The sequence below is a fragment of the Pseudomonas sp. KCJK9000 genome (assembly GCF_046230725.1).
GTDB classification, from domain to species: Bacteria; Pseudomonadota; Gammaproteobacteria; order Pseudomonadales; family Pseudomonadaceae; genus Aquipseudomonas; species Aquipseudomonas promysalinigenes.
This window is the reverse complement of record NZ_JBJJLN010000012.1, coordinates 57,129-81,305: the sequence shown is the minus strand read 5'-3', so window position 1 is coordinate 81,305 and position 24,177 is coordinate 57,129. Positions and strand designations below refer to the sequence as shown.

The window sequence follows — 24,177 nt, the reverse complement described above, 5'->3', positions numbered from 1 at the left end:
CTTGGAGTTGTTGGGTTACAGGGCGCGGGGCGCACTGTAACCCGATCAACACCGGCGCGCGAGTGGATTACTCGGCAGCGTCTTCTTCAGCAGCTTCGGCGGAAATGCGCGGAGCGTGAACGTTGGCAACAGCTTTGTCATCACCGTGGGCCAGAGCGACGAACTCTACGCCTTTCGGAGCTTTCAGGTCCGACAGGTGGATGATGGTGCCGATTTCGGCCTTGGCCAGGTCAACTTCGATGAACTCTGGCAGGTCTTTGGCTTCGCAGGAAACTTCGATCTGCGATTCAACGTGCGAAACTTCGCCGCCTTTCTTGATCGGTGCTTCTTCGTTGATGAAGTGCACTGGAACAACAGCGGTCAGCTTCTGGCCAGCAACCACGCGAACGAAGTCAGCGTGCATGATGAAGCCTTTGGCTGGGTGACGCTGCATGGCCTTGACCACGACGTTCTGCTTGGCGCCATCGACGTTCAGTTCGATAACGTGGCTGAAGGCAGCTTCGTTTTCGAACAGCTTGGCGATTTCCTTGGCCACGATGGTCAGGGATTGGGCTTCTTTATCGCCACCGTATACAACGGCAGGGATGTTGGCGGAGTGACGCAGGCGGCGGCTCGCACCTTTCCCCAGGTCAGTACGCGCTTGGGCGTTCAGGATGAAATCAGTCATTTTGCTTCTCCAAAATAGCCTCCCGTAAGGCGTTTGCGACCAGCGCCAGACGGGGTGGCAAAAAAGCCCCGCCCCAACAAGATGCTGGGGCGGGGCGCTTCATATCAACACGTGTTCCGCTTAGCGGAACATCGCGCTGATCGATTCTTCGTTGCTGATGCGGCGAACCGCTTCGGCAACAACCGGTGCGATATCCAGCTGGCGGATACGGTCACAGGCTTGAGCAGCGGCAGACAGCGGAACGGTGTTGGTCACCACCAGCTCGTCCAGGACCGACTTCTCGATGTTTTCGATCGCACGGCCCGACAGAACAGGGTGCGTGCAGTAGGCGTAAACCTTGGCAGCGCCATGCTCTTTCAAGGCTTTGGCCGCGTGGCACAGGGTGCCGGCGGTGTCGACCATGTCGTCTACCAGGATGCAAGTGCGCCCTTCGACGTCGCCGATGATGTGCATGACCTCGGAGTGGTTAGCCTTCTCGCGGCGTTTGTCGATGATACCCAGATCTACACCCAGGGACTTGGCAACGGCGCGTGCGCGCACAACGCCACCGATGTCCGGGGAAACGATCATCAGGTTCTCGAAACGCTGGTCTTCGATGTCGTCGACCAATACGGGCGAACCGTAGATGTTATCGACAGGAATATCGAAGAAGCCTTGGATCTGGTCAGCGTGCAGGTCGACGGTGAGTACACGGTCGATGCCTACGACAGTGAGCATGTCAGCGACGACTTTGGCGCTGATGGCTACACGTGCCGAACGCGGACGGCGGTCCTGGCGGGCATATCCGAAGTAAGGAATCACGGCGGTGATTCGGGATGCTGAGGAGCGGCGGAAGGCATCGGCCATCACTACCAGTTCCATCAGGTTATCGTTGGTCGGGGCACAGGTCGGCTGAATAATGAAGACGTCTTTACCGCGAACGTTTTCATTGATCTCAGTGCTGATCTCACCGTCGGAGAATTTACCGACAGAGACGTCACCGAGAGGGATATGCAGCTGACGTACGACACGCCGAGCCAGATCGGGGTTAGCGTTCCCCGTAAAGACCATCATCTTGGACACGCGCAGTACCTGAAGGCTGAGGGTATACCTGGATGAGTATAAGGAAAATGGCAGGGGCGGCTGGATTCGAACCAACGCATGGCAGGATCAAAACCTGCTGCCTTACCGCTTGGCGACGCCCCTGTATCTGTTGCTGCGAACGCTTATGCGCTCGACTTCTTGACCAGACTTTGCAGCTTGCGATGCAACATCGAAATATTGCTTCCTTTCGCCACAAACCCTGTTTGGGTCACTGAAAGAAGGGCCAGAACTTTATCAGCTTCGGCTTTGCTTGGGAAGGCCCCAAACACACAACTTCCAGTACCGGTTAGTCGAGCCTCTGTGAATTTACCCAAAGAATTCAGCGCGTTGCGAACTTCTGGGTAACTCTGCTCTACCACCGGTTGGCAGTCATTTCGACTGTTTCCCTTGGGAACGGGGCGCATCTTAAGGGGGAGCGAATCACGTGTCAACTGCGGATGTGAAAAAATTTCTGCTGTGCTGACAGACACTTGCGGCACCAGCACGACGTACCATGGCTCCTCAGGATCTACCGGCGTCAATTGCTCGCCCACCCCTTGGGCAAAGGCGGCGTGGCCACGCACGAACACTGGCACATCAGCGCCTAGACCCAAGCCCAGTGCAGCCAGGCGATTTTCGTCCCAGTCCAGTTGCCAAAGGTGCGCCAGCCCCAGCAGCGTAGTGGCGGCATCGGAGCTTCCGCCACCGATGCCGCCGCCCATGGGCAGTACCTTGGTCAACCAGATGTCGGCGCCGAGCCCAGTGCCAGACTCCTCCTGTAACTTACGCGCGGCACGCACGATCAAGTTGCTGTCGTGGGGCACCGACTCGATTTCGCTATGCAGGCGGATCACGCCGTCCTCGCGCCGGGCAAAGCGCAGTTCATCGCCATGGTCCAGGAACTGGAACACCGTTTCCAGTTCGTGGTAACCGTCGGGGCGGCGGCCAAGGATATGCAGCCACAGGTTAAGTTTGGCCGGGGCGGGCAGGGTCAGGGTAGGCATGAACTCAGTGCCCCAACTGACGCGGCTGCCAGTCCTTGACCACGAGCGTTACGTCGAGGTCTTTGCCGTGCAGCTTCAGGCGCTCAGGCAACCAATAGCCGTTTTGCTCGGTGTAGCTCAGGTACTGCACCTGCCAGCCGTCCTGGTCGAGGCTGGCCAGGCGGCTGTCGCCGTCGAGGGTCAGCTTGCTTTTGCTGTCAGGGGCGGGCAGGCCGCGAACCCACCAGACCAGATGCGAGACCGGCAGTTGCCAGCCCAGCTGTTCTTCCAGCAGGGCTTCGGGGCTGGCGGCTTCATAGCGGCCCTGGTTGGCCACTTCCAGCACCACACCACCGGGGCGGCCGGTCAGGCGGGCAGCGCCACGGCCCAGTGGGCCGGCAAGGCGGATATCGTAATAGTCCTGACGCTGCAGCCAGAACAGCGTGCCGCTGCCGGAATCGCGCGGGGCGCGGATGCCGACCTTGCCGTTGATCTGCCAGCCGTCGAGGCTGCTCAATTGTGCTTTATGGGCGCGCCACTGCTGTGGGTCGCCGTGGCCCTGCAGGGCTTCGCGGCTTCCAAAGCCGGCGCAGCCAGCCAGCAGGGCGATCAGGGTGAAGGTGATGCAATGGCGCAGGAACATAGCGTTAAAGAGTCTCGGATCCGGTCAGGCGCAAGAGGGTCTTGCGCAGGATAGGGCTGTCGGCCTGGGCTTCGAAACCTTTGGCCCAGACTTGGCGGGCTTCACGGCGTTTGCCGTTGGCCCAAAGCACTTCGCCCAGGTGAGCGGCTACTTCGTGGTCTGGGAAGCGGGCGAAAGCCTGGCGCAGGTAGTTTTCAGCCTCGTCGAGGCGCCCGAGCCGATAGTTGATCCAGCCCATGCTGTCGAGCACGGCAGGGTCATCCGGGGTCAGCTGATGGGCCTTCTCGATCAGTGCTTGAGCTTCGCTGTAGCGAGTGGTGCGATCGGCCAGGGTATAGCCCAAGGCGTTGAGTGCCATGGAATTGTCTGGCTCGCGATCGATGATGGCGCGCAGGTCTTTTTCCATCAGTGGCAGGTCGTTGCGTTTTTCCGCCAGCATGGCGCGGGTATAGAGCAGATTCAGGTCGTCTGGGTAGCGTTTGAGGGCTTGCTGGAGCACCTGGTCGGCTTGGGCGTCCTTGTTGTTGTTGCTGTAGCTTTCCGATTCGATCAGGTACAGCTGTACGGCGCTGTCCGGCTGCGCGTCGCGAGCTTCGGCAAGCAGGCGCGAGGCCTCGGTGCCGCGGCCATTGGCAATCAGGATATCGGCCTGGCGCAACTGTGCCGGCAGGTAGTCCGGGCCGGGGCCGACCAACGCGTACTCGCGTAGCGCACCTGCCGGGTCATGGCGCTCCTCGGCAATCCGCCCGAGGTTAAGGTGGGCGGCGTCGACGTTGCTGTCGCGCTCAATGAGTTCGCGCAGGTACACCTCGGCTTCGTCCCAATCCTGGTTTTCCAGGCAGACCAATGCCAGGGCGTATCGCGACTCGTCGTCGTCCGGGTACTGCTGCACCAGGCTCAGGAATTCAGCCTTGGCGTCGGCCATGCGGTCCTGTTCGACCAGGGTGCGCGCGTAGGTCAGGCGCAGGCGCTTGTCATCCGGGTTGTCGCGGATTGCCCCTCGCAGCAGTGGCAATGCTTCCGGGCCCCGATCCAGGGCCTGTAGCAGGCGAGCGCGCAACAGGGTTGGGGCGATTTCGCCATTTTGAACCGGGTGGGCTTCGAGCAGGTCCAGTGCCTCCTGCGCCTTGCCGTCCTGGTTCAGCAACAGCGCCTTGCCGAACACCAGTTGGCTGTTGTTCGGGTACTTGACCAATAGACGGTCGAAGCTTTGCATCAAGCCGTCGCGGGTACCCTGATCGGTCTCGGCGGCCGACAGGGCAAGGAAGTCGAAGTGGGTGTCGCCCTGGCCCTGTAGCACTTTCTCCATGTAGACCATGGCGTCATCGTAACGCCCGGCCCGGGCCAGCTGAATGGCCGCAGCGCGCTGGGCGTCGAGGTTCTGCGGGTCGTTCTTGGCCCAGATCAATGCGCTGTCCAGGGCCGGTTCGTCTGCGCCCAAGTATTCGGCGATGCGGTAGGCACGCTCGGAGACGCCAGGATCCTGGGTCTTCTGCGCCTGGTCGGTGTAGTTGGCCAGGGCGATATCAAAGCGGTTGCGCTGGCCGGCCAGTTCGGCCACCAGCAGGCTGTACAGGGTGTCCTGCGAAAACGACCCATACATCACAGGCTTTTCGGCCTCGCCTTTGCCGGCCTCGGCAACGGTGGGCGCGGCATTGTGCGGAGCCAGGCTCTGGCAGCCCTGGAGCAGGGCGAAGGCAAGCAGCAGTGCGTAGGGTCTGTTCATAGAAGGCTTACAAGGACTAACCGGCGGTCGGAGCATGATGACACAAGCGCGGGGGCAAACCCACCTGCGAAGGTCGCGGTTTCATTGCAAGACTCCGACACTCACTGGGGGCAGAAGTGCAGATCGAAACAGCCGTTGGAAAAAATACGCCGGGTAAGTGCGGAATTTGCAGCGCCCAATGCCGAGTGCGCCTATGGGGTGAGTTCCCTGGACGACGTATTCATACATGCACTTGGAGCAAGCCCTTGGCTGTTTCGAGAAATCTTTCACCCCTCATTGAAGGAATCCGGCATGTCTGCCATCTCCAAATCGCTCGAAGAACTGCTCGCCAACATCTACGCGGACCACAAAGTGTCCATGCAGGAATTCCTGACGCTTCAGGCCGAATCGGATCGGCGCTGGGAAAAAGTCATCGAAGAACTGGGCCCGAACACCACACTGCTGGCTTTCCAGAAATCCATGGATGTTGCACTGCACATGCTCCACCTGAGTGTCGAGCACATCAAGAAGCAGGAGCTCACCGATTTGGGTGAAGCGGTGGTGAAGGATGCCATCACTGCCCAGGTAGAAGCGGTGAAGGCCGGTAGCCTGCTCAGCTTCAAGGCGCTGAAGGTAGGCCCGAACTCGCTTTAAGCCAAAGCGTCTGGGTTCACTGGTACTAGCCCCGGCCCGGCGAGCCTTCGTCGGGCCGGGCTGCTTCTAGCACAATAGCGAACGGTGGTTGTCCTAAAACCTGCGAAAGAGGACAATTATCGGCTTCTCGTCACAACCAGCGACCTTGCATGGCCTTTCTTGCACTTGGTATCAACCATAAGACTGCCTCGGTAGACGTACGCGAGCGCGTGGCGTTTACCCCTGAGCAGCTGGTAGATGCCCTGCAGCAGCTCTGCCGACTGACCGCCAGCCGCGAGGCGGCAATTCTGTCGACCTGCAACCGCAGTGAGCTCTATATAGAGCAGGACCACCTGTCCGCCGACGCGGTTTTACGATGGCTGGCCGACTATCACCGGCTGAGCCTGGATGAGCTGCGCGCCAGTGCCTACATCCATGAAGAGCACGCTGCGGTGAAACACATGATGCGCGTGGCTTCCGGGCTCGACTCCCTGGTGCTGGGCGAGCCGCAGATCCTCGGCCAGATGAAGTCGGCCTACGCGGTGGCACGCGAAGCCGGCACTGTCGGCCCGCTGCTCGGGCGCCTGTTCCAGGCCACGTTCAGCGCTGCCAAGCAGGTGCGCACCGACACCGCTATCGGCGAAAACCCTGTGTCGGTGGCATTTGCCGCCGTGAGCCTGGCCAAGCAGATCTTCAGTGACCTGGGCCGCAGCCAGGCCCTGCTGATAGGCGCTGGCGAAACCATAACCTTGGTAGCTCGCCACCTGCATGAACAAGGCGTGCGCCGTATCGTAGTAGCCAACCGGACACTGGAGCGGGCGAGCATTCTTGCCGAGCAGTTCGGTGCCCACGCCGTGCTGTTGGCCGACATCCCGCAGGAGCTGGCCAACAGTGATATCGTCATCAGCTCCACCGCCAGCCAGCTGCCGATACTTGGCAAGGGCGCGGTCGAAAGCGCGCTGAAGCAGCGCCGGCACAAACCGATCTTCATGGTCGACATCGCGGTGCCGCGAGATATCGAGCCGCAAGTGGCCGAGCTGGACGATGTGTACCTTTACACCGTCGATGACTTGCACGAAGTGGTGGCGGAAAACCTCAAGAGCCGCCAGGGCGCGGCCCAGGCGGCCGAAGAACTGGTTGCGGTAGGCGCTGAAGACTTCATGCTGCGGTTGCGCGAACTGGCCGCTGTCGATGTGCTGCGCGCCTACCGTCAGCAAAGCGAGCGCCTGCGTGACGAAGAATTGCAAAAGGCCCAGCGTCTGCTGGCCAACGGCGGCAACCCCGAAGATGTACTGGCGCAATTGGCCCGGGGCCTGACCAACAAACTCCTACATGCGCCCAGCGTGCAGTTGAAAAAGCTCTCGGCCGAGGGCCGCCTCGATGCGCTGGCCATGGCCCAGGAACTCTTTGCCCTCAACGAGGGCTCGACGGACAAATCCCCGCAATGAAAGCGTCGCTGCTCAATAAACTGGAGATTCTCCAGGACCGCTTCGAGGAACTCACCGCGCTGCTCGGTGATGCCGAAGTCATTTCCGACCAGACTCGTTTCCGCGCCTATTCCCGCGAATATGCAGAAGTGGAACCGGTGTACGCCGCGTATAAAGAGTGGCGCAAGGTGCAGGACGACCTTGAAGGCGCCCAGGCGCTGCTCAAGGACGCCGACCCAGACCTGCGCGAAATGGCCGCCGAAGAGGTGCGTGAGGCCAAGGAGCAACTGCTCGGGCTGGAGTCCAACCTGCAGCGCATGCTGCTGCCCAAGGACCCCAACGACGGTCGCAACGTGTTCCTTGAGATCCGCGCAGGCACTGGCGGCGACGAGGCGGCGATCTTCTCCGGCGACTTGTTCCGCATGTACTCACGTTACGCCGAAAAGCGCGGCTGGCGTTTGGAGATCCTTTCCGAGAACGAAGGCGAGCACGGCGGCTACAAAGAAATCATCGCCCGCGTCGAAGGCGAAAATGTGTACGGCAAACTGAAGTTCGAGTCCGGTGCGCACCGTGTTCAGCGCGTGCCGGAAACCGAATCCCAGGGCCGCATCCATACCTCGGCCTGCACCGTGGCGGTATTGCCCGAACCGGATGAGCAAGCCGCCATCGAGATCAACCCGGCAGACCTGCGAGTGGACACTTACCGTGCCTCGGGCGCTGGCGGCCAGCACGTGAACAAGACCGATTCGGCGATCCGCATTACCCACTTGCCGACTGGCATCGTGGTCGAGTGCCAGGAGGAGCGGTCGCAGCACAAGAACCGTGCCCGCGCCCTGTCATGGCTGTCTGCCAAGCTCAATGACATGCAGACCAGCGCCGCGCAGAACGCCATTGCCAGCGAGCGCAAGCTGCTGGTCGGTTCCGGTGACCGCTCCGAACGCATCCGCACCTACAATTATCCGCAGGGGCGGGTAACCGATCACCGCATCAACCTGACCCTGTACTCGCTCGACGACATCCTCGCCGGAGGCGTGGAAGCCGTGATCGAACCCTTGCTGGCCGAATACCAGGCCGACCAACTGGCGGCGCTGGGGGACTGATGACCATCATTGCCAGCCTACTGCGCAACGCGCAGCTACCCGAATCGCCTAGCGAACGCCTGGACGCCGAGCTGCTGCTGGCTGCCGCCATCGGCAAGTCTCGCAGCTTTCTGCACACCTGGCCTGAGCGGATTGTCAGCAGCGAAGATGCCCAGACCTACGCCGGTTACCTGCAGCGCCGCCGTGCTGGTGAGCCTGTGGCCTATATTCTTGGGCAGCAGGGCTTCTGGAAGCTTGACCTGGAAGTGGCGCCACACACTCTGATACCGCGCCCGGATACCGAGCTGCTGGTCGAGACAGCCCTGGAGCTGCAGCCTGCGTCGCCGGCGAAGGTGCTCGACTTGGGCACCGGTACTGGCGCCATCGCGTTGGCATTGGCCAGCGATCGCCCGGCCTGGCAGGTGACGGCGGTGGACCGCATCGATGAGGCCGTGGCCCTGGCAGAGCGCAATCGCCAGCGCCTGGGCCTGGGCAACGTACAGATCCTCAAAAGCCACTGGTTCAGCCATCTGGCCGGGCAGCGCTTTGACTTGATCCTCAGCAACCCACCGTATATCCGCGCCCAAGACCCGCATCTGGCCGAAGGGGACGTGCGTTTCGAGCCTAGCAGTGCATTGGTAGCCGGTAACGACGGCCTCGAAGACCTGCGAGCGATCGCCGCCCAGGCTCCGGAGCACCTATTGCCCGGTGGTTGGCTGCTGCTTGAACACGGCTACGACCAGGCTGGCGACGTGCGTGCCCTGCTCGAGGCCAACGGCTTCACCGAGGTGACCAGCCGCAAAGACCTTGGCGGCCATGAGCGAATTTCACTGGGGCGCCTGCCATGCTGACCGATCAGGAATTGTTGCGGTACAGCCGGCAGATCTTGCTGGCCCAAGTCGATATCGATGGGCAATTGCGGCTCAAGCGCAGCAAGGCGCTGATCGTCGGCCTCGGTGGCCTTGGCTCGCCCGTGGCGCTGTACCTGGCAGCCGCAGGGGTGGGGGAGCTTCACCTGGCTGACTTCGACACGGTCGACCTGACCAACCTGCAACGTCAGGTCATCCATGACAGTGACAGCGTAGGTATGAGCAAGGTCGATTCGGCGCTGCAGCGCCTGCGGGCGATCAACCCTGAAGTCACGCTTGTCGCCCACCGTGAAGCATTGGATGAGGACTCTTTGGCTGCGGCGGTTGCAGGTGTCGACCTGGTGCTGGACTGCTCCGACAATTTCGCCACGCGCGAGGCGGTGAATGCCGCTTGCTTCGCCACTGGCAAGCCGTTGGTCAGTGGTGCAGCCATTCGCCTGGAAGGCCAGTTGTCGGTGTTCGACCCACGGCGTGACTACAGCCCTTGCTACCACTGCCTTTACGGGCACGGTAGCGAAGACGAGCTGACCTGTAGCGAAGCGGGTGTGATCGGGCCGCTGGTAGGGCTGGTGGGTAGCCTGCAAGCGCTGGAGGCGATGAAACTGCTGGCCGGGTTTGGCGAACCGCTGGTCGGCCGGCTGCTGTTGATCGACGCCCTTGGCACGCGCTTGCGTGAGCTGCGGGTCAAGCGTGACCCGGCCTGCGCCGTGTGCGCCAAGCGCGATGGTTGAGCGTTCGGCGCCGGTCGGCGTGATGGATTCGGGGGTCGGCGGGTTGTCGGTGCTCGCCGAGATTCAGCGCTTACTGCCCAATGAGTCGCTGCTTTACGTGGCCGATTGTGGTCATGTGCCATATGGCGAGAAGTCCCCAGACTACATTCGCCAGCGCTGCCGACGGATTGCCGAGTTCTTTCAGGCCCAAGGGGCCAAGGCAATGGTGCTGGCGTGCAACACTGCCACAGTGGCCGCGGTCGCCGATTTGCGCGAGTTGTACCCGCACTGGCCATTGGTCGGCATGGAGCCTGCCGTCAAGCCTGCCGCGGCCGCTACCCGCTCCGGTGTAGTGGGTGTGCTGGCTACCACTGGCACCCTGCAGAGTGCCAAGTTCGCCGCTTTGCTCGATCGTTTCGCCACAGACGTTCAGGTCATCACCCAGCCTTGCCCAGGGCTTGTGGAGCGGATCGAAACCGGCGACCTGACCAGCCCGCAGTTGCGTCAATTGCTGCTGGGTTACGTGCAGCCCTTGTTGGCCGCAGGTTGCGATACCTTGATCCTGGGTTGTACCCATTACCCCTTCCTACGCCAGCTGTTGACCGAGATGGTGCCCGCTGACGTGGCCATCATCGATACCGGTGCTGCAGTAGCCCGCCAGTTGCAGAGGTTGTTGGCAGCCCAGGCGCTTTTAGCTGATGGGCCTTCCCGCGAGGCAAGCTTCTGGAGCAGCGGTGATCCATTGGCACTCAAGCGAGTCCTGCCCGTGCTCTGGCAGCCATCTGATCGGGTGGAATGTTTCACTTTGTAAAAAAAATGTGAAGAACACCTGAACTATCGTACCAATCCCGCTTTCTATCCAGGTGCCTGATGGCAGGTGGATACTAATAACGGTATGAAAGGAAGGATGTTTTTGATGAAGCGACTGCTCGGTTTGGCGGCGGCTGCCGCCCTGGCCCTGGGACATGTAGTGGTGGCACAAGCTGCCGATGTCTCGCTTTCGGTTGGGCAGACCGGTGACTCCACCATGGTCTATCGTCTGGGGTTGCAGTCCAACTGGGACAAAAGCTGGTGGCAGAGCAGTGTGGGTCGGCTAACGGGTTATTGGGACGGGGCCTACACCTACTGGCAGGGCGATGAAACTGCCAGTAACCACAGCCTGTCTTTCTCGCCAGTGTTCGTTTACGAGTTTGCAGGGCAGTCGGTCAAACCCTACATCGAGGCGGGTATCGGTGTGGCGGCGTTCTCCAGCACGGAGATTGAAAGCAACAACCTCGGTTCATCCTTCAATTTCGAAGATCGGGTAGGCTTCGGCCTGCGCTTTGCCGGCGGGCACGAGGTTGGGGTGAGGGCGATTCATTATTCCAACGCAGGCATCAAGCAGCCCAACGACGGTGTCGAGAGCTACAGCCTGCATTACCGCATGGCGCTCTGACCGATTTCGTCCTGGCGCTGCCGCTTACAATGTAGGCGGCAGCGCCAGGCTCGGTAAGTCATCAGTCAACGTGACAACGGCCACAAGCTGCTGATGTCCATTACCTCCAACACCAGCTCCGGTTCGCGTAGCGGCAGACGGTTCAGCAGCTCATCCGCTGCACTCTGCGGTGTCCATTCACTCGGAGCCGCCTTGACGGGCGTCACCGGCGTCTTCAACGACTGGGGCGCCACCACAGTCAGATCAATCCCTTGGCTCTTCAAATTCGCGCGCTGTTCCCGCGTCCATTGCACTGCACTGTTCCAGCCTGACGTCACCTGAGTAGGCGAATACAGCTGCAAGGCTGAGTAGCGATTGAAGACCACCATGACTTGCGGCTGATACCCCTGCTTGAGCAATGGCAAAGCACTGTTGAGGCAATGCTCGGTTGCCAGCTGATTATCATTGACGATGGTTTCCAATACCTGATCGTCAGGCACGCCAGCGGCTAAATAGTCACTGGTACCTGCATTGATGATCAGTACGTCAAGCGAGCACCATGCGTGACAAATCTGCTCAGCTGCACGGCTAGCTTGGCCTTCTTCATGCAATTGCCAGGGCAGCCTTAACAACTGGCTGCCATGTCGCATGCCCAATGCATCCAAAGCGTCGCATTCCTTGCCACTTGCGGCGACTCGGTGCCCGTTTTCGAGCAACCTTTCCACCAAGGCCAAACCCAGTCCATTCCCGGCCCCCGTAATCCAGAAACTACGCGAGTCATTCAAGATACTGCCCTCTATTTCTGCCGACGTGGTAGGCCTTTGAAGGCTTCCAATGCACGTTGGCGACTGCTTGCCAGATCGACTATAGGACTGTGATAAGCGTTATTAGCAAAAAGATCCGAGCATTTCACTGGATCGTGAATGTTTTTTTCATCCAGATGCTTTAACTCTGGCAGCCAATGCCGAATAAAACGGCCATCAGGGTCGAATCGCTCTGACTGGGAGATGGGGTTGAAGATCCGAAAATAGGGCACTGAATCGGTTCCGGTCGAAGCGCTCCATTGCCAGCCACCATTGTTGGCAGCCAGGTCGCCATCAATCAGGTGACGCATGAAGTGACGTTCGCCCAAGCGCCAGTCGATCAATAGGTTCTTGGTCAAGAACATGGCGACGATCATACGCAAGCGATTGTGCATCCAGCCGGTATGCAACAGCTGGCGCATGGCCGCATCGATGATCGGGAAGCCAGTACGGCCTTCCTGCCAGGCCTTCAGATCATCTGGGGCATTGCGCCACGGCAGGGCTTCGGTCTGTGCGCGGAAGGCGCGGTGCCTGGAGACCTGTGGATAACCGGTCAGGATATGCTTGTAGAACTCCCGCCAGATCAGTTCATTGATCCAGGTTTGTACCCCGCGGCTGCCGCTGTCGAATTCGCCACGGTTACTTCCCAGGGCAGCATGCAGGCATTGCCTTGGCGAGATCACACCTGCGGCCAGGTAGGCGGACAGTTGGCTGGTACCCGGTTTGGCCGGAAGGTCACGCAGTTGTTCGTAATCGTCGATGGTTTCATCGACAAAGCGCGTTAGGCGGGTCTGCGCCTCATCCTCACCGGCAGGCCATTGATCGCTCAGTGTGCGAGGAGGTTTATCGAACCCCTCGATGTGTTGTGGGATCGGGTCACTGGCGATATCCAGTGGGCGTTGCTTTTTCACCCGGCTGGCCAGCGACGGCAGGCTGCGGTGCAGGTGTTCAAGGCAGACTTTCTTGAACTGGCTGAATACTTGGAAATAATCGCCGCTGCGGGTAAGGATAGTGCCGGGCCTGAAGAACAACTGGTCGAGATAGCTGTGGGCCTGCACACCAGCCTTCTCAAGCTGCGTGCGGGTGGCGTCATCACGAAGCGCTTCGTTGATGCCATATTCTTCGTTCCAGTGCACTGCCTTGATGTCGTGCTTACGGCAAATGTCGAGCAGCGTAGCCGGCACCTGCTCCCAAGTGTCGATCTTGCGCACCAACAGAGGGATGTTCAGCTGCTCGAGGGACTGGCGCAGTTGGCGCAGATTGCGCAACCAGAAGTCGACCTTGCAGGCGGCGTCATCGTGAGCCTGCCATTGGCCGGGGCTTGCCAGCCACACGGCTACGGTAGGGCCGCGCTCGCAGGCGGCGCTGAGGGCGGAGTTGTCAGTAATGCGCAAGTCGCTGCGTAGCCAGATCAGTTGCATTGAATACTCGTCTTTACTGGAGGCGATTATCGTCAAGCAGCGCTCGCAATGCCGCCTGCGGTGTATCGAACAAATAGAGATCGGGCAAACCGAAAGCGTTCAGTTGTGCCTGATGCAGAGCGATGGTTGCGCCGCCCAGCAGCTTGGGCCCGCTGATATGCTGCAAGGTACTCAGTAGTGCCGCTGCATCGATGCGCGGGCCTAGGTGAAACAACACTGCTCGCGGCTGCAGCGCGGTCACGGCACGGAGTAACTGCGAGCCCGCCACGGGCTGTTCCAGCACCTCCACGGGGACGCCGTTGCTGCTCAATAGCCATGCGCATAGCCACAGGCCTTGATCGAACGGGCGCTCACTGTCTTCACAAAGCAGCACTGGCGCACCTTGCAGCGATTGGTTGTCGTGATACACGCGGGCGCCCAGCTTGCTGCGCAACCAAGTGTTGAAGAACACCTGCTCAAGGCGTGCATCGAAGTGGCTGCGCCAGCGCACTGCAAGCCCACGCAGCAGTGGCAAAAGCAATTGCTCACACAAGGTGACAGCGGGGTAAAGAGCCATGACTTGATTGAGTTGCTGATCAAGTGAGCGCTGGGACAGACTGCCTATGGCGTCGATCAGCTGCCGTTGACGGAGCTGCCAGTCTCCCACAGGCGCCTGCTCAGGCGTGTGGTCCAGCAACTCGATCACTTGGCTGACCGATGCCCCACGTTCAAGCCACGCCAGAATCGACCTTACCCGTTCAAGCTGTTCAGGCCCGTAAAGGCGATGCCCTTTGGCCGTGCGCTGTGGTTTGAGCAGGCCGTAGCGGCGCTCCCATGCGCGTAGAGTGACCGGGTTAACGCCAGTTCGGCGGGCCAATTCGCCGATGGGTACTAGCGACTCAGACAGCATTGCGCAGGCCCAGGCTTTCCGGGTGCGGCTGTAGATACGCCTGTTGCTGCAGGTAGGGGTCTGGGTGCTTGAGCAGGTGATGCTTGAGCAATGTCAACGGTACTACCAGTGGCACCACGCCTTTCTGATACTGGCTGATGACGTGTTGCAATTCGGCCTTGTCCTGCTGAGTCAGTGCTTGCTTGAAGTAGCCACTTAGGTGCTGCAGCACGTTGCAATGGTTGCCACGGCTGGCACAACGGCGCAAGGCTTGCATCAGCTGGCTGAAGTAACAGGGCCCAATGCGCTCAGGGTCGTCATCGCGGCTCATACTGCCCAACAGGCGACCCAGCTCGCGGTAGGCCCGAGGGTTGTTGGCCATGACCAGGTACTTGTAGCGTGCATGAAAGCTTACGAGCGCACCGCGACTTAGCCCTTGTGCCAGCAAGCGCTGCCAGTCGGCGTAGGCGTAGACGCGGCTGATGAAGTTTTCGCGCAGCACTGGGTCGTGCAGCCGTCCCTCCTCTTCCACCGGCAGGTCTGGGCGGCGGTCGCAGAAGGCGGCGGCGTAAGCCCCTTTACCCCCTTGCTGAGCCGGGTAGCCGTTATCCTGATAGACCTTGACCCGATCCAGGCCGCAGGACGGGGACTTTTGCATGAATATATATCCGCAGATGTCATCGAGCTCTTCGGCCATCTGCTCGGCGTAGTTGCGCAGCGGGCCGGCCAAGTCGGCGCCCGGGTTACGTGTGCCTACCACCGCTGGCCGCTCGGGGTCACCCACCAATCGGATTGGCTCGCGTGGCACACCCAGGCCGATTGCGACCTCTGGGCAGACGGGCAGCCATTCAAAATGAGCTTCCAATTGCTCCCGACACAGGTCTGAGGACTTGTGCCCACCGTTGTAGCGCACGCTTTGGCCTGTCAGGCACGAGCTGATAGCGATACGGGGCTTATGTGCGGCGGCAGGTTCGTGCATGGCTGTCTCCGATAAACTTGTACATGAGTGCTTAGGTGTACAGGTTTATTCCAGCATAGGCAAAAACTTATGCAACAATTTTTTTTGTATAAGTTTTCTGAGCAGTGTCACTCAAGATGTTCCAGCAGCCTGCGCGCGGCTTCCTGCCCACTGAGCCAGGCACCTTCGACGCGGCCTGAGAGGCACCAATCGCCGCAGGCATACAGCCCTTGGTCGGCATCGGCCAAAACACCCCACTCGTGGTTGACGGCCGGTCGTGCGTATAGCCAGCGGTGAGCCAGGGCGAAACTGGGTGCCGGCACCACGCAGCCGATCAGCTCGGCGAATTCTCCACACAGCTGCTCGATGACCTCGTCCTTGGCCAGATCGATGTGCTGTTTGCTCCAGTCGGCGGTGGCATGTAGAACCCAAGTATCCAGCGGGGAGTCACGGCCGGGTTTACTGCGATTACGTGCCAGCCAGTCGAGCGCGCTGTCTTGCACGAAGCACCCTTGCATAGGGGTTTGCAGTGGGGTTTCAAAGCCCAGCGCGACTGCCCAGGTTGGGTCCATTTGCACGCCAGCAGCAACCGCCGCGAGCTTGGGAGTGGCCGCCAGCAACTGCGTGGCCTGGGGGGCGGGTACAGCGATCACTACACGACTGAATGGGCCGTGACTGCAGCCTTCGGTGTCCTGCAGATGCCAGTACTGCTTGCCGCGGAATACCTCAGCGATACGGCATCCGAAGTTGACGGTGACGTCCTTGAGCAAGCCGCGAGTGATGGCGCTCATGCGCGGTATCCCTACCCAGCGCGTTTGTTCGTCGGGGGAGGGTGTGAGCTGGCCATCACGGGAGTTGTAAAGCTGCGGTTTCCACTGTTCCACCCACCCGTTCGCCACCCACTGTTGCACCTGCTCGACGAAGCGTCGGTCGCGGGCGGTGAAATATTGGGCGCCAAGGTCCAATGAGCCTGCCTCGCTATGCTTGCTGGCCATGCGCCCGCCGCTGCCGCGGCCTTTATCGAACACGTGGACGGGCTGCCCGGCCTTTTGCAGCGCCTGAGCGGCAGACAGGCCGGCGATACCGGCACCGATGATGGCAATAGGTACAGTCATGATTGGCCTCTTCGAACCTTGCTGTAAGCAGACTACGCTGTCGGACAAACCTGTACAATGTAAAATCTTTGTATAAGGTTATACCGCTTCATAGGGATGTTGACCTATGTTTATCCGAGAGCGATTGGTCTGGAAAAGTGCCTTGTTCTTAAAAATAGACCATGGCCGCACGCTGCGAGGACACAGCCATGCATATATTGCTGACAGGTGGTACCGGTTTGATCGGCCAGCACCTTTGCCGGTACTGGCTCGGCAAGGGCCATCGTCTAACCGTGTGGAGCCGGCGGCCTGAAAAGGTGCCGCGCACATGCGGCAGTGGGGTGCGCGGCATTGCCCGGCTGCAAGAGCTGGGCGCCGATGAGCGGGTGGATGCGGTGGTCAATCTGGCCGGTGCGCCGATCGCCGACCGGCCATGGTCGGGCGCCAGGCGCAACCTTTTATGGGCCAGTCGCATTACCCTCACCGAACAATTGCTGGCCTGGCTGGGTAGCCGTGAGCAGCGCCCCCAGGTGCTGATTTCCGGTTCTGCCGTTGGCTGGTATGGCGATGGTGGCGAGCGCGACCTGACAGAGGCATCGCCCCCGGTTCGCGAAGATTTCGCCAGCCAGTTATGCATCGCCTGGGAAGAAACTGCCCAGCGCGCCGAGGCGCTTGGCATACGCGTGGTGCTGGTGCGCACCGGGTTGGTCTTGGCCAGTGATGGCGGCTTTTTGTCACGCCTGCGCCTGCCTTTCAAGCTGGGGCTTGGCGGGCCGTTGGGCAATGGCCGCCAGTGGATGCCCTGGGTGCATATCGACGATCAGGTCGCGCTAATCGATTTTCTTCTGCAGCACGACGATGCCAGCGGTCCCTATAATGCCTGCGCGCCTGAACCGGTACGCAACCGTGATTTTGCCAAAGCACTGGGCCGTGCGCTGCATCGACCGGCTATCCTGCCAGTCCCCTCCGTGGTGCTCAAAGTTGGCCTAGGTGAATTGTCCACCTTGCTGCTCGGCGGTCAGCGGGCGCGGCCGGCACGCTTGCTGGAGGCAGGCTTCTCATTCCGCTTCAACGATCTGCAATCGGCCCTGGGCAACCTGTCCAGCCGCCTCTGATATAGGACGCTGCATGACCGATCACGCTTTGCTTCTGGTCAACCTCGGCTCCCCGGCTTCCACCTCGGTGGCCGATGTGCGCCGTTATCTCAACCAGTTCCTGATGGACCCTTACGTTATCGACCTGCCGTGGCCGGTGCGACGGCTGCTGGTGTCGCTGATCCTGATCAAACGGCCCGAGCAGTCTGCCGAGGCTTATGCCTCGATCTGGTGGGAGGAGGGCTCGCCATTGGTGGTGCTGACCCGCCGCTTGCAGGCGGCGATGGTCGAACACTGGCCCCACGGGCCTGTGGAGGTTGCCATGCGCTATGGTCAGCCCGCACTGCCCGAGGTGTTGGCGCGTTTGGCCGCGCAGGGCGTGCGCAAGGTGACCCTGGCGCCGCTTTATCCACAGTTTGCCGACAGTACGGTGACCACCGTGGTGCAATTGGCAGAGCAGACGGTGGCTGAACAGCAGCTGGCGCTGCAATTGCGGATACTGCAGCCGTTCTACGATGACCCGGCTTACATCGACGCCTTGGTCGCCAGCGCCAAGCCGTACCTGCAAGAGGACTACGATCATCTTTTGCTGAGCTTCCATGGTTTGCCAGAGCGTCACCTGAAAAAGCTCGACCCCACCGGCAAGCATGACTTACGGGCTGCCGATTGCTGCATCGATGCCAGTGCCGACATGCGAGCTGTGTGTTACCGCGGGCAGTGCCTGGCGACAGCCAAAGCCTTCGCGACGCAGATGGGCATACCCGATGGGAAATGGTCGGTATCGTTCCAGTCGCGGTTGGGGCGCAACAAATGGATCGAGCCTTATACCGAGACACGCCTGGACGAATTGGCCAAGGCTGGCGTCAAGAAGCTCATGGTGATGTGCCCCGCGTTTGTTGCCGACTGCATCGAAACCCTGGAAGAAATCGGCATGCGTGGCAGCGAGCAATTCACCGAAGCAGGCGGCGAGGAGTTGGTGTTGATTCCGTGCCTGAACGACCACCCGCAGTGGGTGCAAGTACTGGCGCAATTGTGCGAAAAGGCCTGATTCGTCAGGCGAACTATGCCGGCCCCCAGGGGTTAACCCGGTAGGGGCCGGTCAGGCTAGCGCCGGATCAAAGCTGCTGATCATCCAGCTTCTTGTGCTTCCAGGCATCATTGCCAGGCAGGATAAGGTTCAGAGCAATGGCCACGATGGCGCACAGGGCGATGCCCTTGAGCCCCCAGTCGTCAGGGCGATCGCCGCTGCCGATCAGTACGCCACCGATACCGAACACCAAGGTCACTGAAACGATCACCAGGTTGCGCGCTTCGGCCAGGTCGACCTTGTGGCGGATCATGGTGTTCATGCCCACCGCCGCGATCGAGCCGAACAGCAGGCACAAAATGCCGCCCATCACGGGCACCGGGATACTTTGCAGCAACGCGCCGAACTTGCCGATGAAGGCCAGGGTTATGGCAAACACTGCCGCCCAGGTCATGATCTTCGGATTGTAGTTCTTGGTCAGCATCACCGCACCGGTCACTTCGGCATAGGTGGTATTCGGCGGGCCACCGAACAGGCCTGCGGCAGTGGTGGCCAGACCGTCACCCAGCAGGGTGCGGTGCAGGCCAGGCTTTTTCAGGTAATCGCGACCGGTCACACTGCCGACTGCGATAACGCCACCAATGTGTTCGATCGCCGGCGCCAAAGCGACTGGAACGATGAACAGAATGGCTTGCCAGTTGAACGCCGGCGCTGTGAAGTTGGGGATTTCCAGCCACGGTGCGGCAGCGATCTTGGCGGTGTCGACCACGCCGAATGCAAACGACAGGGCAAAACCCACCAGTACGCCAGCGATGATAGGCACCAGGCGGAAGATGCCTTTGCCGAACACGGCGACGATCAGGGTGGTCAGCAGCGCCGGCATGGAAATCAGCATCGCCGTCTGGTAAGGCAGCAGTACGCTGCCGTCACCGGCTTTGCCCATCGCCATGTTGGCGGCGATCGGGGCCATGGCCAGGCCGATGGAAATGATCACTGGGCCGATCACCACCGGGGGCAGCATGCGGTCGATGAAGCCTGTGCCCTTGATCTTCACCATCAGGCCCATGAAGGTGTACACGAAGCCCGCAGCCATCACGCCGCCCATTGTTTCGGCCAGGCCGAACTGCCCCTTGGCGAGGATGATCGGCGTGATGAAGGCAAAGCTCGATGCCAAGAACACCGGCACTTGACGGCCTGTGACCAACTGGAACAGCAGTGTGCCGATGCCTGCGGTGAACAGTGCCACGTTCGGGTCCAGGCCGGTGATCAGAGGCATCAGCACCAGCGCGCCGAATGCCACGAAAAGCATCTGCGCGCCCGAGACGACCTGTCGCCAAAGCGGGTCGTTGAAGCCGTCCTGCATGATCAGGCGTCCTTCTGCTTGGTGCCGAAGATCTTGTCACCGGCATCGCCCAGGCCTGGAACGATGTAACCATGTTCGTTCAGGTGCTGGTCAATGGAGGCGGTGTAGATCTGCACGTCTGGGTGGGCTTGTTCCACCACTGCGATGCCTTCTGGCGCGGCGACCAGCACCATGGCGCGAATCTCTTTGCAGCCGGCCTTTTTCAGCAGGTCGATGGTGGCAACCATCGAGCCACCGGTTGCCAGCATCGGGTCGATGATCAGCGCCAGGCGCTGGTTGATGTCGGGCGCAAGTTTTTCCAGGTAGGTATGCGCTTCGAGGGTTTCCTCGTTGCGAGCCACGCCGACGGCGCTGACCTTGGCACCCGGAATCAAGCTGAGCACGCCGTCGAGCATGCCGATGCCGGCGCGCAGGATTGGCACGACGGTGATCTTCTTGCCGGCAATTTTTTCAACCTGCACCTTGCCGCACCAACCATCGATTTCGTAGGTTTCCAGTGGCAGGTCTTGTGTGGCTTCGTAAGTCAGTAGCGCGCCAACTTCCTGGGCGAGTTCGCGAAAGTTCTTGGTGCTGATATCGGCACGGCGCATGAGGCCGAGCTTGTGGCGGATCAGCGGATGGCGGATCTCACGAGTAGGCATAGGGGGGCTCCGAAAGGCGGGCAAAAAAACCGCGCTAGATTAATCTATTCAGCCTTTGCTGTCGTGCGGTCCTTTAGCACGTTAGTCCATAAATGCTTGATCTGGGACGAGCGGATGCGTACCTTTGCCCGCTTTTCCAAAATCCCCCGGAGAGCGCCATGTCCGCCGATCTCGAGCACATCCGTCAAGTCATGCGCGAGGCAGACTGCCTGTACCACGAAGCTGAAGTCGAAGCGGCCATCGCCAAGGTTGGCGAGCAGATCAGCAAGGACTTGCAAGACACCAATCCCGTGGTGTTCTGCGTCATGAACGGCGGCCTGATCTTCGCCGGCAAACTGTTGACCCACCTGCAGTTCCCGTTGGAGGTGTCGTACATCCACGCCACTCGCTATCGCAACCAGACCAGTGGCGGCGAGCTGTTCTGGAAGGCCAAGCCCGAGGTCTCGTTCATCGACCGGGACGTGCTGATCGTCGATGACATTCTCGACGAAGGCCACACCCTCAGTGCCATCATCGAATTCTGCAAGCATGCCGGGGCGCGAGCGGTACACACCGCCGTTCTGATCGACAAGGATCACGATCGCAAGGCAAGCCCTGGCCTGAAGGCAAGCTATGCAGGCCTGCCGTGCATCGATCGTTATATCTTCGGTTACGGAATGGACTATAAAGGTTACTGGCGTAACGCAAACGGCATTTTCGCTGTCAAAGGACTGTAACCATGAGCCAGCCTGCATTCATCGATCAAACGCTGTTTACCGGGCTGGCGCAAAAAGCTGCTGAGGCGCCGCGTCTTAGGCATCATCACAACTTCCACGAGATGGCAGACCCCTGCCATCGCCTGGCGGTTGGTTTGCAGCCCTCGACCTACATCGCCCCACATCGTCACCTGAGTGACGACAAGGCCGAAACCCTGCTGGTGCTCAAGGGCCGCCTGGGCCTTTTGCTGTTCGACGAAACAGGCATGCTGACCAGCACCCGAGTGCTGGAGGCGGGGGGGGAGTGCATGGGGGTGGATCTGCCGCCGGGGGTCTACCATGGCCTGGTGGTGCTCGAAGCCAACTGCATCATGTTCGAGTGCAAAGCCGGCCCCTACCGCCAGCTGGTCGAGGGCGAGCATGCGCCTTGGGCGCCACGCGAGGGGGATGCGGGCGTAGCGCAGTATCAGGCCTGGATGCTCGCGCAGTTCGATTGAGGCCTGCCATTGTCTGCATGCTAGAGTGCTTCTCCATGCCAAGGAGCCTCACATGCGTGCATTCCTTCCTCTGTTACTGGCGGTGAGCCTGCCTCTGGCAGCCGCACCGCTGCATAGCCAGTTCCTCCCGCCCGATGACCAGGCCTTGCGCCAGGAAGCGCCAACCGGTCAACAGCTGTTGCAAGTGACCGACTACTCAGTGGTGGTGGGGGCCCAGCGCACGTCCGACCAGCAGCCTATCCCAATCACCGCGTCGCTGCAGATGCGCCTGAAGGGCAAGCCACTGAGCAAGGGCGCGACCATCAGCCAGGTACTGCTGACCTTCGATGGCGAGGCCGGTAAAAGCCTGAAGAAACCGGTGTACGACGACAAGACCCGCACATTGAGCCTGAACTACCCTGCCAGCGATTATCGAGTGGTCATGGACCTGCTGCGTAACGAGACGGTTTACGTGCAGTTCCTGACCTACGCCAACGGCCACATCTGGGCCGACCTGCACACCGGTACCGTACGTTCGCGTTGAGGCTCGCAGCCTGAGGGGGGTACACTGCCGGCCTTCGAAATTCGTGATGGTCAGTTGGAGCCGGCAATGCGCAAAGACAAGAAGCAGGTGATTGGTGACGAGATCAGCGACGACTACGTCAAGTCGTTCCTACAATTTGAACCAGCCGATGGCGTGACCTCGCCTTCGCACCACAAGTTGATCAAGGGTTACCGAGGCCTGCGTGTCGACGACTTCGAGCGCTTCGTCGGCTTCTTCGTAGAAGCCGGATTTGATCTGGACGGCAAGGACGAGCACGGCAAGACCTTCGCCGAGGTGATCGCTGACCAACGCAATGCGCCGGAGTACCTCGAGATCATTGCCAAAGCTCGCGGTTGATACGACTGGCACAAAAAAACGCCCCAAGGGGCGTTTTTTCGTTTCAAGCCGGCTTAGGCGTAATGCTTGGCCGGGCTTTGTTCCACCAGCTCCAATGCCGCATCGTTGTCGGCGCTGATCTTGCGGTATAACGCTGCATCGGTAGCCAGTTCCTTTTCCCGCGCCGGGAAAATTTCCTTGAGCTTGGCGGCCCATGGGCCCTTGGCCTGCTCGGGGAAGCAGCGCTCAATCAGCTCCAGCATGATCGATACGGTCACCGAAGCGCCGGGTGATGCGCCCAGCAGTGCAGCCAGGCTGCCATCCTGTGCGGAAACCAGCTCGGTGCCGAACTGCAGAATGCCGCCTTTTTTCGGGTCCTTCTTGATGATCTGCACGCGCTGACCAGCCACTTCCAGACGCCAGTCTTCCGCTTTCGCCTGTGGATAGAACCGGCGCAGGGATTCCAGGCGCTGCTCCATCGACTGCATCACTTCACTGACCAGGTACTTGGTCAAGTCCATGTTGTCACGGGCCACAGCCAGCATCGGGCCGATGTTGCCCAGGCGCACCGACAGCGGCAGGTCCATGAACGAACCATGCTTGAGGAATTTGGTGGTGAAGCCTGCGTACGGCCCGAACAGCAGCGACGTCTTGCCGTCCACTACACGGGTGTCCAGGTGAGGTACCGACATCGGCGGCGCGCCGACCGCGGCCTGGCTGTACACCTTGGCCTGGTGCTGCTTGACGATTTCGGGGTTATCGCAGCGCAGCCACTGGCCGCTGACCGGGAAACCGCCGAAACCTTTGCTTTCCGGGATGCCCGACAACTGCAGCAGTGGCAGGGCGGCGCCACCAGCACCGAGGAAGACAAAGCGCGCATCGACTTCGCGGGCACCGCCGCTGTTGACGTCTTTGATGCTCACGGTCCAACCACTGCCGTTGCGGCGCAGACCGACCACTTTCTTGCTGTACTTGACCTGCGCGTCGGGGCTGTCGCCCAGTACCTTGAGCAGTTTGTTGGTCAATGCACCGAAGTTGACATCGGTGCCTTTGGCCACGCGCGTAGCGGCGATGTGCTGGTCGGCCGGGCGGCCAGGCATCATCAGCGGCATCCACTCGTTCATCACCGCCTTGTCTTCGGTGTATTGCATCTCGGCGAAGGCGTGGTGTTGCTTGAGCAACTCGTAACGCTTCTTGAGGAAAGACACGCCCTTGTCACCTTCGACGTAACTCAGGTGCGGGACCGGATTGACGAACGCACGTGCAGAGCCGAAGTTGCCCTTCTTGCTCAGGTACGCCCAGAACTGGCGCGAAACCTCGAACTGCGCGTTGATGTGCACGGCCTTCTTGATGTCGATACTGCCATCGGCGGCCTGGGGCGTGTAGTTCAGCTCGCACAGGCCAGCGTGGCCGGTGCCTGCGTTGTTCCAAGGGTTGGAGCTTTCCGCGGCTCCGGAGTCCATCGCCTCGACGACCTCAAGCTTCAGGGTCGGGTCAAGCTCCTTGAGCAGTACGGCCAGGGTGGCACTCATGATGCCCGCGCCTACCAGTACCACATCAACCGATTCGTTCTGCGCCATTTAACGCGTCTCCACAATCTACAGCTACCTAATTGACAGCATAGGATCACTGGGGTTGCCAGGATCGCCATGTCCGACTCTTCGC

General features: G+C 60.5%; 26 protein-coding genes and 1 tRNA gene. 13 read left to right on the top strand and 14 right to left on the bottom strand.

All coding sequences use genetic code 11. From position 1 onward, the window contains the following. Nucleotides 1–67 precede the first annotated feature (67 nt). The 6 genes from ACK59H_RS08205 to ACK59H_RS08180 all read right to left on the bottom strand — a co-directional run bounded on the left by ACK59H_RS08205 (nucleotide 68) and on the right by ACK59H_RS08180 (nucleotide 5,081). Nucleotides 68–667 carry a 50S ribosomal protein L25/general stress protein Ctc gene (locus ACK59H_RS08205; RefSeq protein ID WP_060477533.1) on the bottom strand — a complete coding sequence of 200 codons (600 nt, stop codon included), beginning with the start codon at nucleotides 665–667 and terminating at the stop codon, nucleotides 68–70. A gap of 120 nt (nucleotides 668–787) precedes the next feature. After that, complete coding sequence (locus ACK59H_RS08200) at nucleotides 788–1,729, bottom strand: ribose-phosphate pyrophosphokinase (protein ID WP_003247410.1); 942 nt, start codon at nucleotides 1,727–1,729, stop codon at nucleotides 788–790. Nucleotides 1,730–1,777: 48 nt separating this feature from the next. Further along, nucleotides 1,778–1,852 (bottom strand) — tRNA-Gln (locus ACK59H_RS08195). Between the two features lie 20 nt (nucleotides 1,853–1,872). Continuing rightward, nucleotides 1,873–2,733: a 4-(cytidine 5'-diphospho)-2-C-methyl-D-erythritol kinase gene (gene ispE, locus ACK59H_RS08190; RefSeq protein ID WP_060477534.1), complete on the bottom strand. Its 861-nt coding sequence runs from the start codon at nucleotides 2,731–2,733 to the stop codon at nucleotides 1,873–1,875. A gap of 4 nt (nucleotides 2,734–2,737) precedes the next feature. After that, nucleotides 2,738–3,355, bottom strand: coding sequence for a lipoprotein insertase outer membrane protein LolB (gene lolB / locus ACK59H_RS08185; protein ID WP_060477535.1), 618 nt, complete (start codon nucleotides 3,353–3,355; stop codon nucleotides 2,738–2,740). Between the two features lie 4 nt (nucleotides 3,356–3,359). Next, complete coding sequence (locus ACK59H_RS08180) at nucleotides 3,360–5,081, bottom strand: tetratricopeptide repeat protein (protein WP_060477536.1); 1,722 nt, start codon at nucleotides 5,079–5,081, stop codon at nucleotides 3,360–3,362. 291 nt (nucleotides 5,082–5,372) lie between these two features. On the opposite strand from ACK59H_RS08180, the gene ACK59H_RS08175 reads away from it, so the two are divergent. The 7 genes from ACK59H_RS08175 to ACK59H_RS08145 all read left to right on the top strand — a co-directional run bounded on the left by ACK59H_RS08175 (nucleotide 5,373) and on the right by ACK59H_RS08145 (nucleotide 11,213). Then, complete coding sequence (locus ACK59H_RS08175; RefSeq protein WP_060477537.1) at nucleotides 5,373–5,714, top strand: hypothetical protein; 342 nt, start codon at nucleotides 5,373–5,375, stop codon at nucleotides 5,712–5,714. Nucleotides 5,715–5,863: 149 nt separating this feature from the next. Further along, nucleotides 5,864–7,141, top strand: coding sequence for a glutamyl-tRNA reductase (hemA, locus tag ACK59H_RS08170; RefSeq protein WP_060477538.1), 1,278 nt, complete (start codon nucleotides 5,864–5,866; stop codon nucleotides 7,139–7,141). Next, a complete protein-coding gene (gene prfA / locus ACK59H_RS08165) occupies nucleotides 7,138–8,220 on the top strand; it encodes a peptide chain release factor 1 (RefSeq protein ID WP_060477539.1) in 1,083 nt (360 codons plus the stop codon). Before hemA ends, prfA begins: the two co-directional genes overlap by 4 nt. Then, the gene (gene prmC / locus ACK59H_RS08160) at nucleotides 8,220–9,050 is read left to right on the top strand and encodes a peptide chain release factor N(5)-glutamine methyltransferase (protein WP_060477540.1); all 831 of its coding nucleotides are present in this window, start codon (nucleotides 8,220–8,222) and stop codon (nucleotides 9,048–9,050) included. Before prfA ends, prmC begins: the two co-directional genes overlap by 1 nt. Continuing rightward, a complete protein-coding gene (locus ACK59H_RS08155) occupies nucleotides 9,044–9,799 on the top strand; it encodes a molybdopterin-synthase adenylyltransferase MoeB (protein WP_060477541.1) in 756 nt (251 codons plus the stop codon). Before prmC ends, ACK59H_RS08155 begins: the two co-directional genes overlap by 7 nt. Next, nucleotides 9,792–10,589 carry a glutamate racemase gene (gene murI, locus ACK59H_RS08150; protein WP_060477542.1) on the top strand — a complete coding sequence of 266 codons (798 nt, stop codon included), beginning with the start codon at nucleotides 9,792–9,794 and terminating at the stop codon, nucleotides 10,587–10,589. Before ACK59H_RS08155 ends, murI begins: the two co-directional genes overlap by 8 nt. 105 nt (nucleotides 10,590–10,694) lie before the next feature. Continuing rightward, complete coding sequence (locus ACK59H_RS08145) at nucleotides 10,695–11,213, top strand: acyloxyacyl hydrolase (protein ID WP_060477543.1); 519 nt, start codon at nucleotides 10,695–10,697, stop codon at nucleotides 11,211–11,213. Between the two features lie 65 nt (nucleotides 11,214–11,278). On the opposite strand, the gene ACK59H_RS08140 is transcribed toward ACK59H_RS08145, so the two are convergent. The 5 genes from ACK59H_RS08140 to ACK59H_RS08120 all read right to left on the bottom strand — a co-directional run bounded on the left by ACK59H_RS08140 (nucleotide 11,279) and on the right by ACK59H_RS08120 (nucleotide 16,357). Further along, nucleotides 11,279–11,977 carry an SDR family oxidoreductase gene (locus tag ACK59H_RS08140; protein WP_060477544.1) on the bottom strand — a complete coding sequence of 233 codons (699 nt, stop codon included), beginning with the start codon at nucleotides 11,975–11,977 and terminating at the stop codon, nucleotides 11,279–11,281. Between the two features lie 11 nt (nucleotides 11,978–11,988). Beyond that, entirely contained in the window at nucleotides 11,989–13,416 is a 1,428-nt protein-coding gene (gene phrB / locus ACK59H_RS08135; protein WP_060477545.1) for a deoxyribodipyrimidine photo-lyase, read from the bottom strand. Between the two features lie 13 nt (nucleotides 13,417–13,429). Further along, entirely contained in the window at nucleotides 13,430–14,305 is an 876-nt protein-coding gene (locus ACK59H_RS08130; RefSeq protein WP_060477546.1) for a MerR family transcriptional regulator, read from the bottom strand. After that, nucleotides 14,295–15,263 (bottom strand): DUF523 and DUF1722 domain-containing protein, encoded by a 969-nt coding sequence (locus tag ACK59H_RS08125; protein ID WP_060477547.1) that lies wholly within the window; start codon nucleotides 15,261–15,263, stop codon nucleotides 14,295–14,297. Before ACK59H_RS08125 ends, ACK59H_RS08130 begins: the two co-directional genes overlap by 11 nt. A 107-nt stretch (nucleotides 15,264–15,370) precedes the next feature. Continuing rightward, nucleotides 15,371–16,357 carry an NAD(P)/FAD-dependent oxidoreductase gene (locus ACK59H_RS08120; protein ID WP_060477548.1) on the bottom strand — a complete coding sequence of 329 codons (987 nt, stop codon included), beginning with the start codon at nucleotides 16,355–16,357 and terminating at the stop codon, nucleotides 15,371–15,373. A 188-nt stretch (nucleotides 16,358–16,545) separates the two neighbouring features. Here ACK59H_RS08120 and ACK59H_RS08115 point away from each other — a divergent pair, with 188 nt between their 5' ends. Both ACK59H_RS08115 and hemH read left to right on the top strand, forming a co-directional pair. Beyond that, complete coding sequence (locus ACK59H_RS08115; RefSeq protein ID WP_060477602.1) at nucleotides 16,546–17,451, top strand: TIGR01777 family oxidoreductase; 906 nt, start codon at nucleotides 16,546–16,548, stop codon at nucleotides 17,449–17,451. A 13-nt stretch (nucleotides 17,452–17,464) separates the two neighbouring features. After that, nucleotides 17,465–18,478, top strand: coding sequence for a ferrochelatase (hemH, locus tag ACK59H_RS08110; protein WP_060477549.1), 1,014 nt, complete (start codon nucleotides 17,465–17,467; stop codon nucleotides 18,476–18,478). Nucleotides 18,479–18,545: 67 nt separating this feature from the next. Here the strand turns inward: hemH and ACK59H_RS08105 are convergent, their stop codons facing one another. Both ACK59H_RS08105 and upp read right to left on the bottom strand, forming a co-directional pair. Beyond that, the gene (locus ACK59H_RS08105; RefSeq protein ID WP_060477550.1) at nucleotides 18,546–19,820 is read right to left on the bottom strand and encodes a uracil-xanthine permease family protein; all 1,275 of its coding nucleotides are present in this window, start codon (nucleotides 19,818–19,820) and stop codon (nucleotides 18,546–18,548) included. Between the two features lie 2 nt (nucleotides 19,821–19,822). Beyond that, on the bottom strand, nucleotides 19,823–20,461 hold the full coding sequence (gene upp / locus ACK59H_RS08100) for a uracil phosphoribosyltransferase (RefSeq protein ID WP_060477551.1): 639 nt from the start codon (nucleotides 20,459–20,461) through the stop codon (nucleotides 19,823–19,825). A 158-nt stretch (nucleotides 20,462–20,619) separates the two neighbouring features. On the opposite strand from upp, the gene ACK59H_RS08095 reads away from it, so the two are divergent. The 4 genes from ACK59H_RS08095 to ACK59H_RS08080 all read left to right on the top strand — a co-directional run bounded on the left by ACK59H_RS08095 (nucleotide 20,620) and on the right by ACK59H_RS08080 (nucleotide 22,533). Further along, a complete protein-coding gene (locus ACK59H_RS08095) occupies nucleotides 20,620–21,177 on the top strand; it encodes a hypoxanthine-guanine phosphoribosyltransferase (protein ID WP_060477552.1) in 558 nt (185 codons plus the stop codon). A gap of 2 nt (nucleotides 21,178–21,179) precedes the next feature. Then, nucleotides 21,180–21,653: a WbuC family cupin fold metalloprotein gene (locus ACK59H_RS08090; protein ID WP_060477553.1), complete on the top strand. Its 474-nt coding sequence runs from the start codon at nucleotides 21,180–21,182 to the stop codon at nucleotides 21,651–21,653. 52 nt (nucleotides 21,654–21,705) lie between these two features. Beyond that, complete coding sequence (locus tag ACK59H_RS08085) at nucleotides 21,706–22,176, top strand: hypothetical protein (protein WP_060477554.1); 471 nt, start codon at nucleotides 21,706–21,708, stop codon at nucleotides 22,174–22,176. A gap of 66 nt (nucleotides 22,177–22,242) precedes the next feature. Then, the gene (locus ACK59H_RS08080) at nucleotides 22,243–22,533 is read left to right on the top strand and encodes a PA4642 family protein (protein ID WP_060477555.1); all 291 of its coding nucleotides are present in this window, start codon (nucleotides 22,243–22,245) and stop codon (nucleotides 22,531–22,533) included. Nucleotides 22,534–22,586: 53 nt separating this feature from the next. Here ACK59H_RS08080 and mqo read toward each other — a convergent pair whose 3' ends face one another. Then, the gene (gene mqo / locus ACK59H_RS08075; protein WP_060477556.1) at nucleotides 22,587–24,092 is read right to left on the bottom strand and encodes a malate dehydrogenase (quinone); all 1,506 of its coding nucleotides are present in this window, start codon (nucleotides 24,090–24,092) and stop codon (nucleotides 22,587–22,589) included. Between the last annotated feature and the right edge of the window lie 85 nt (nucleotides 24,093–24,177).

Bases quoted from the DNA above. Each gene is read 5' to 3' on its own strand.
- ACK59H_RS08090 (WP_060477553.1), top strand. From the start codon at position 21,180: ATGAGCCAGCCTGCATTCATCGATCAAACGCTGTTTACCGGGCTGGCG.
- lolB (WP_060477535.1), bottom strand. From the start codon at position 3,355: ATGTTCCTGCGCCATTGCATCACCTTCACCCTGATCGCCCTGCTGGCT.
- hemH (WP_060477549.1), top strand. From the start codon at position 17,465: ATGACCGATCACGCTTTGCTTCTGGTCAACCTCGGCTCCCCGGCTTCC.
- ACK59H_RS08155 (WP_060477541.1), top strand. From the start codon at position 9,044: ATGCTGACCGATCAGGAATTGTTGCGGTACAGCCGGCAGATCTTGCTG.
- ACK59H_RS08130 (WP_060477546.1), bottom strand. From the start codon at position 14,305: ATGCTGTCTGAGTCGCTAGTACCCATCGGCGAATTGGCCCGCCGAACT.
- hemA (WP_060477538.1), top strand. From the start codon at position 5,864: ATGGCCTTTCTTGCACTTGGTATCAACCATAAGACTGCCTCGGTAGAC.
- ispE (WP_060477534.1), bottom strand. From the start codon at position 2,733: ATGCCTACCCTGACCCTGCCCGCCCCGGCCAAACTTAACCTGTGGCTG.
- ACK59H_RS08175 (WP_060477537.1), top strand. From the start codon at position 5,373: ATGTCTGCCATCTCCAAATCGCTCGAAGAACTGCTCGCCAACATCTAC.
- ACK59H_RS08145 (WP_060477543.1), top strand. From the start codon at position 10,695: ATGAAGCGACTGCTCGGTTTGGCGGCGGCTGCCGCCCTGGCCCTGGGA.
- phrB (WP_060477545.1), bottom strand. From the start codon at position 13,416: ATGCAACTGATCTGGCTACGCAGCGACTTGCGCATTACTGACAACTCC.
- ACK59H_RS08085 (WP_060477554.1), top strand. From the start codon at position 21,706: ATGCGTGCATTCCTTCCTCTGTTACTGGCGGTGAGCCTGCCTCTGGCA.
- prmC (WP_060477540.1), top strand. From the start codon at position 8,220: ATGACCATCATTGCCAGCCTACTGCGCAACGCGCAGCTACCCGAATCG.
- ACK59H_RS08120 (WP_060477548.1), bottom strand. From the start codon at position 16,357: ATGACTGTACCTATTGCCATCATCGGTGCCGGTATCGCCGGCCTGTCT.
- murI (WP_060477542.1), top strand. From the start codon at position 9,792: ATGGTTGAGCGTTCGGCGCCGGTCGGCGTGATGGATTCGGGGGTCGGC.
- ACK59H_RS08095 (WP_060477552.1), top strand. From the start codon at position 20,620: ATGTCCGCCGATCTCGAGCACATCCGTCAAGTCATGCGCGAGGCAGAC.
- prfA (WP_060477539.1), top strand. From the start codon at position 7,138: ATGAAAGCGTCGCTGCTCAATAAACTGGAGATTCTCCAGGACCGCTTC.
- ACK59H_RS08115 (WP_060477602.1), top strand. From the start codon at position 16,546: ATGCATATATTGCTGACAGGTGGTACCGGTTTGATCGGCCAGCACCTT.
- mqo (WP_060477556.1), bottom strand. From the start codon at position 24,092: ATGGCGCAGAACGAATCGGTTGATGTGGTACTGGTAGGCGCGGGCATC.
- ACK59H_RS08125 (WP_060477547.1), bottom strand. From the start codon at position 15,263: ATGCACGAACCTGCCGCCGCACATAAGCCCCGTATCGCTATCAGCTCG.
- upp (WP_060477551.1), bottom strand. From the start codon at position 20,461: ATGCCTACTCGTGAGATCCGCCATCCGCTGATCCGCCACAAGCTCGGC.
- ACK59H_RS08105 (WP_060477550.1), bottom strand. From the start codon at position 19,820: ATGCAGGACGGCTTCAACGACCCGCTTTGGCGACAGGTCGTCTCGGGC.
- ACK59H_RS08180 (WP_060477536.1), bottom strand. From the start codon at position 5,081: ATGAACAGACCCTACGCACTGCTGCTTGCCTTCGCCCTGCTCCAGGGC.
- ACK59H_RS08080 (WP_060477555.1), top strand. From the start codon at position 22,243: ATGCGCAAAGACAAGAAGCAGGTGATTGGTGACGAGATCAGCGACGAC.
- ACK59H_RS08205 (WP_060477533.1), bottom strand. From the start codon at position 667: ATGACTGATTTCATCCTGAACGCCCAAGCGCGTACTGACCTGGGGAAA.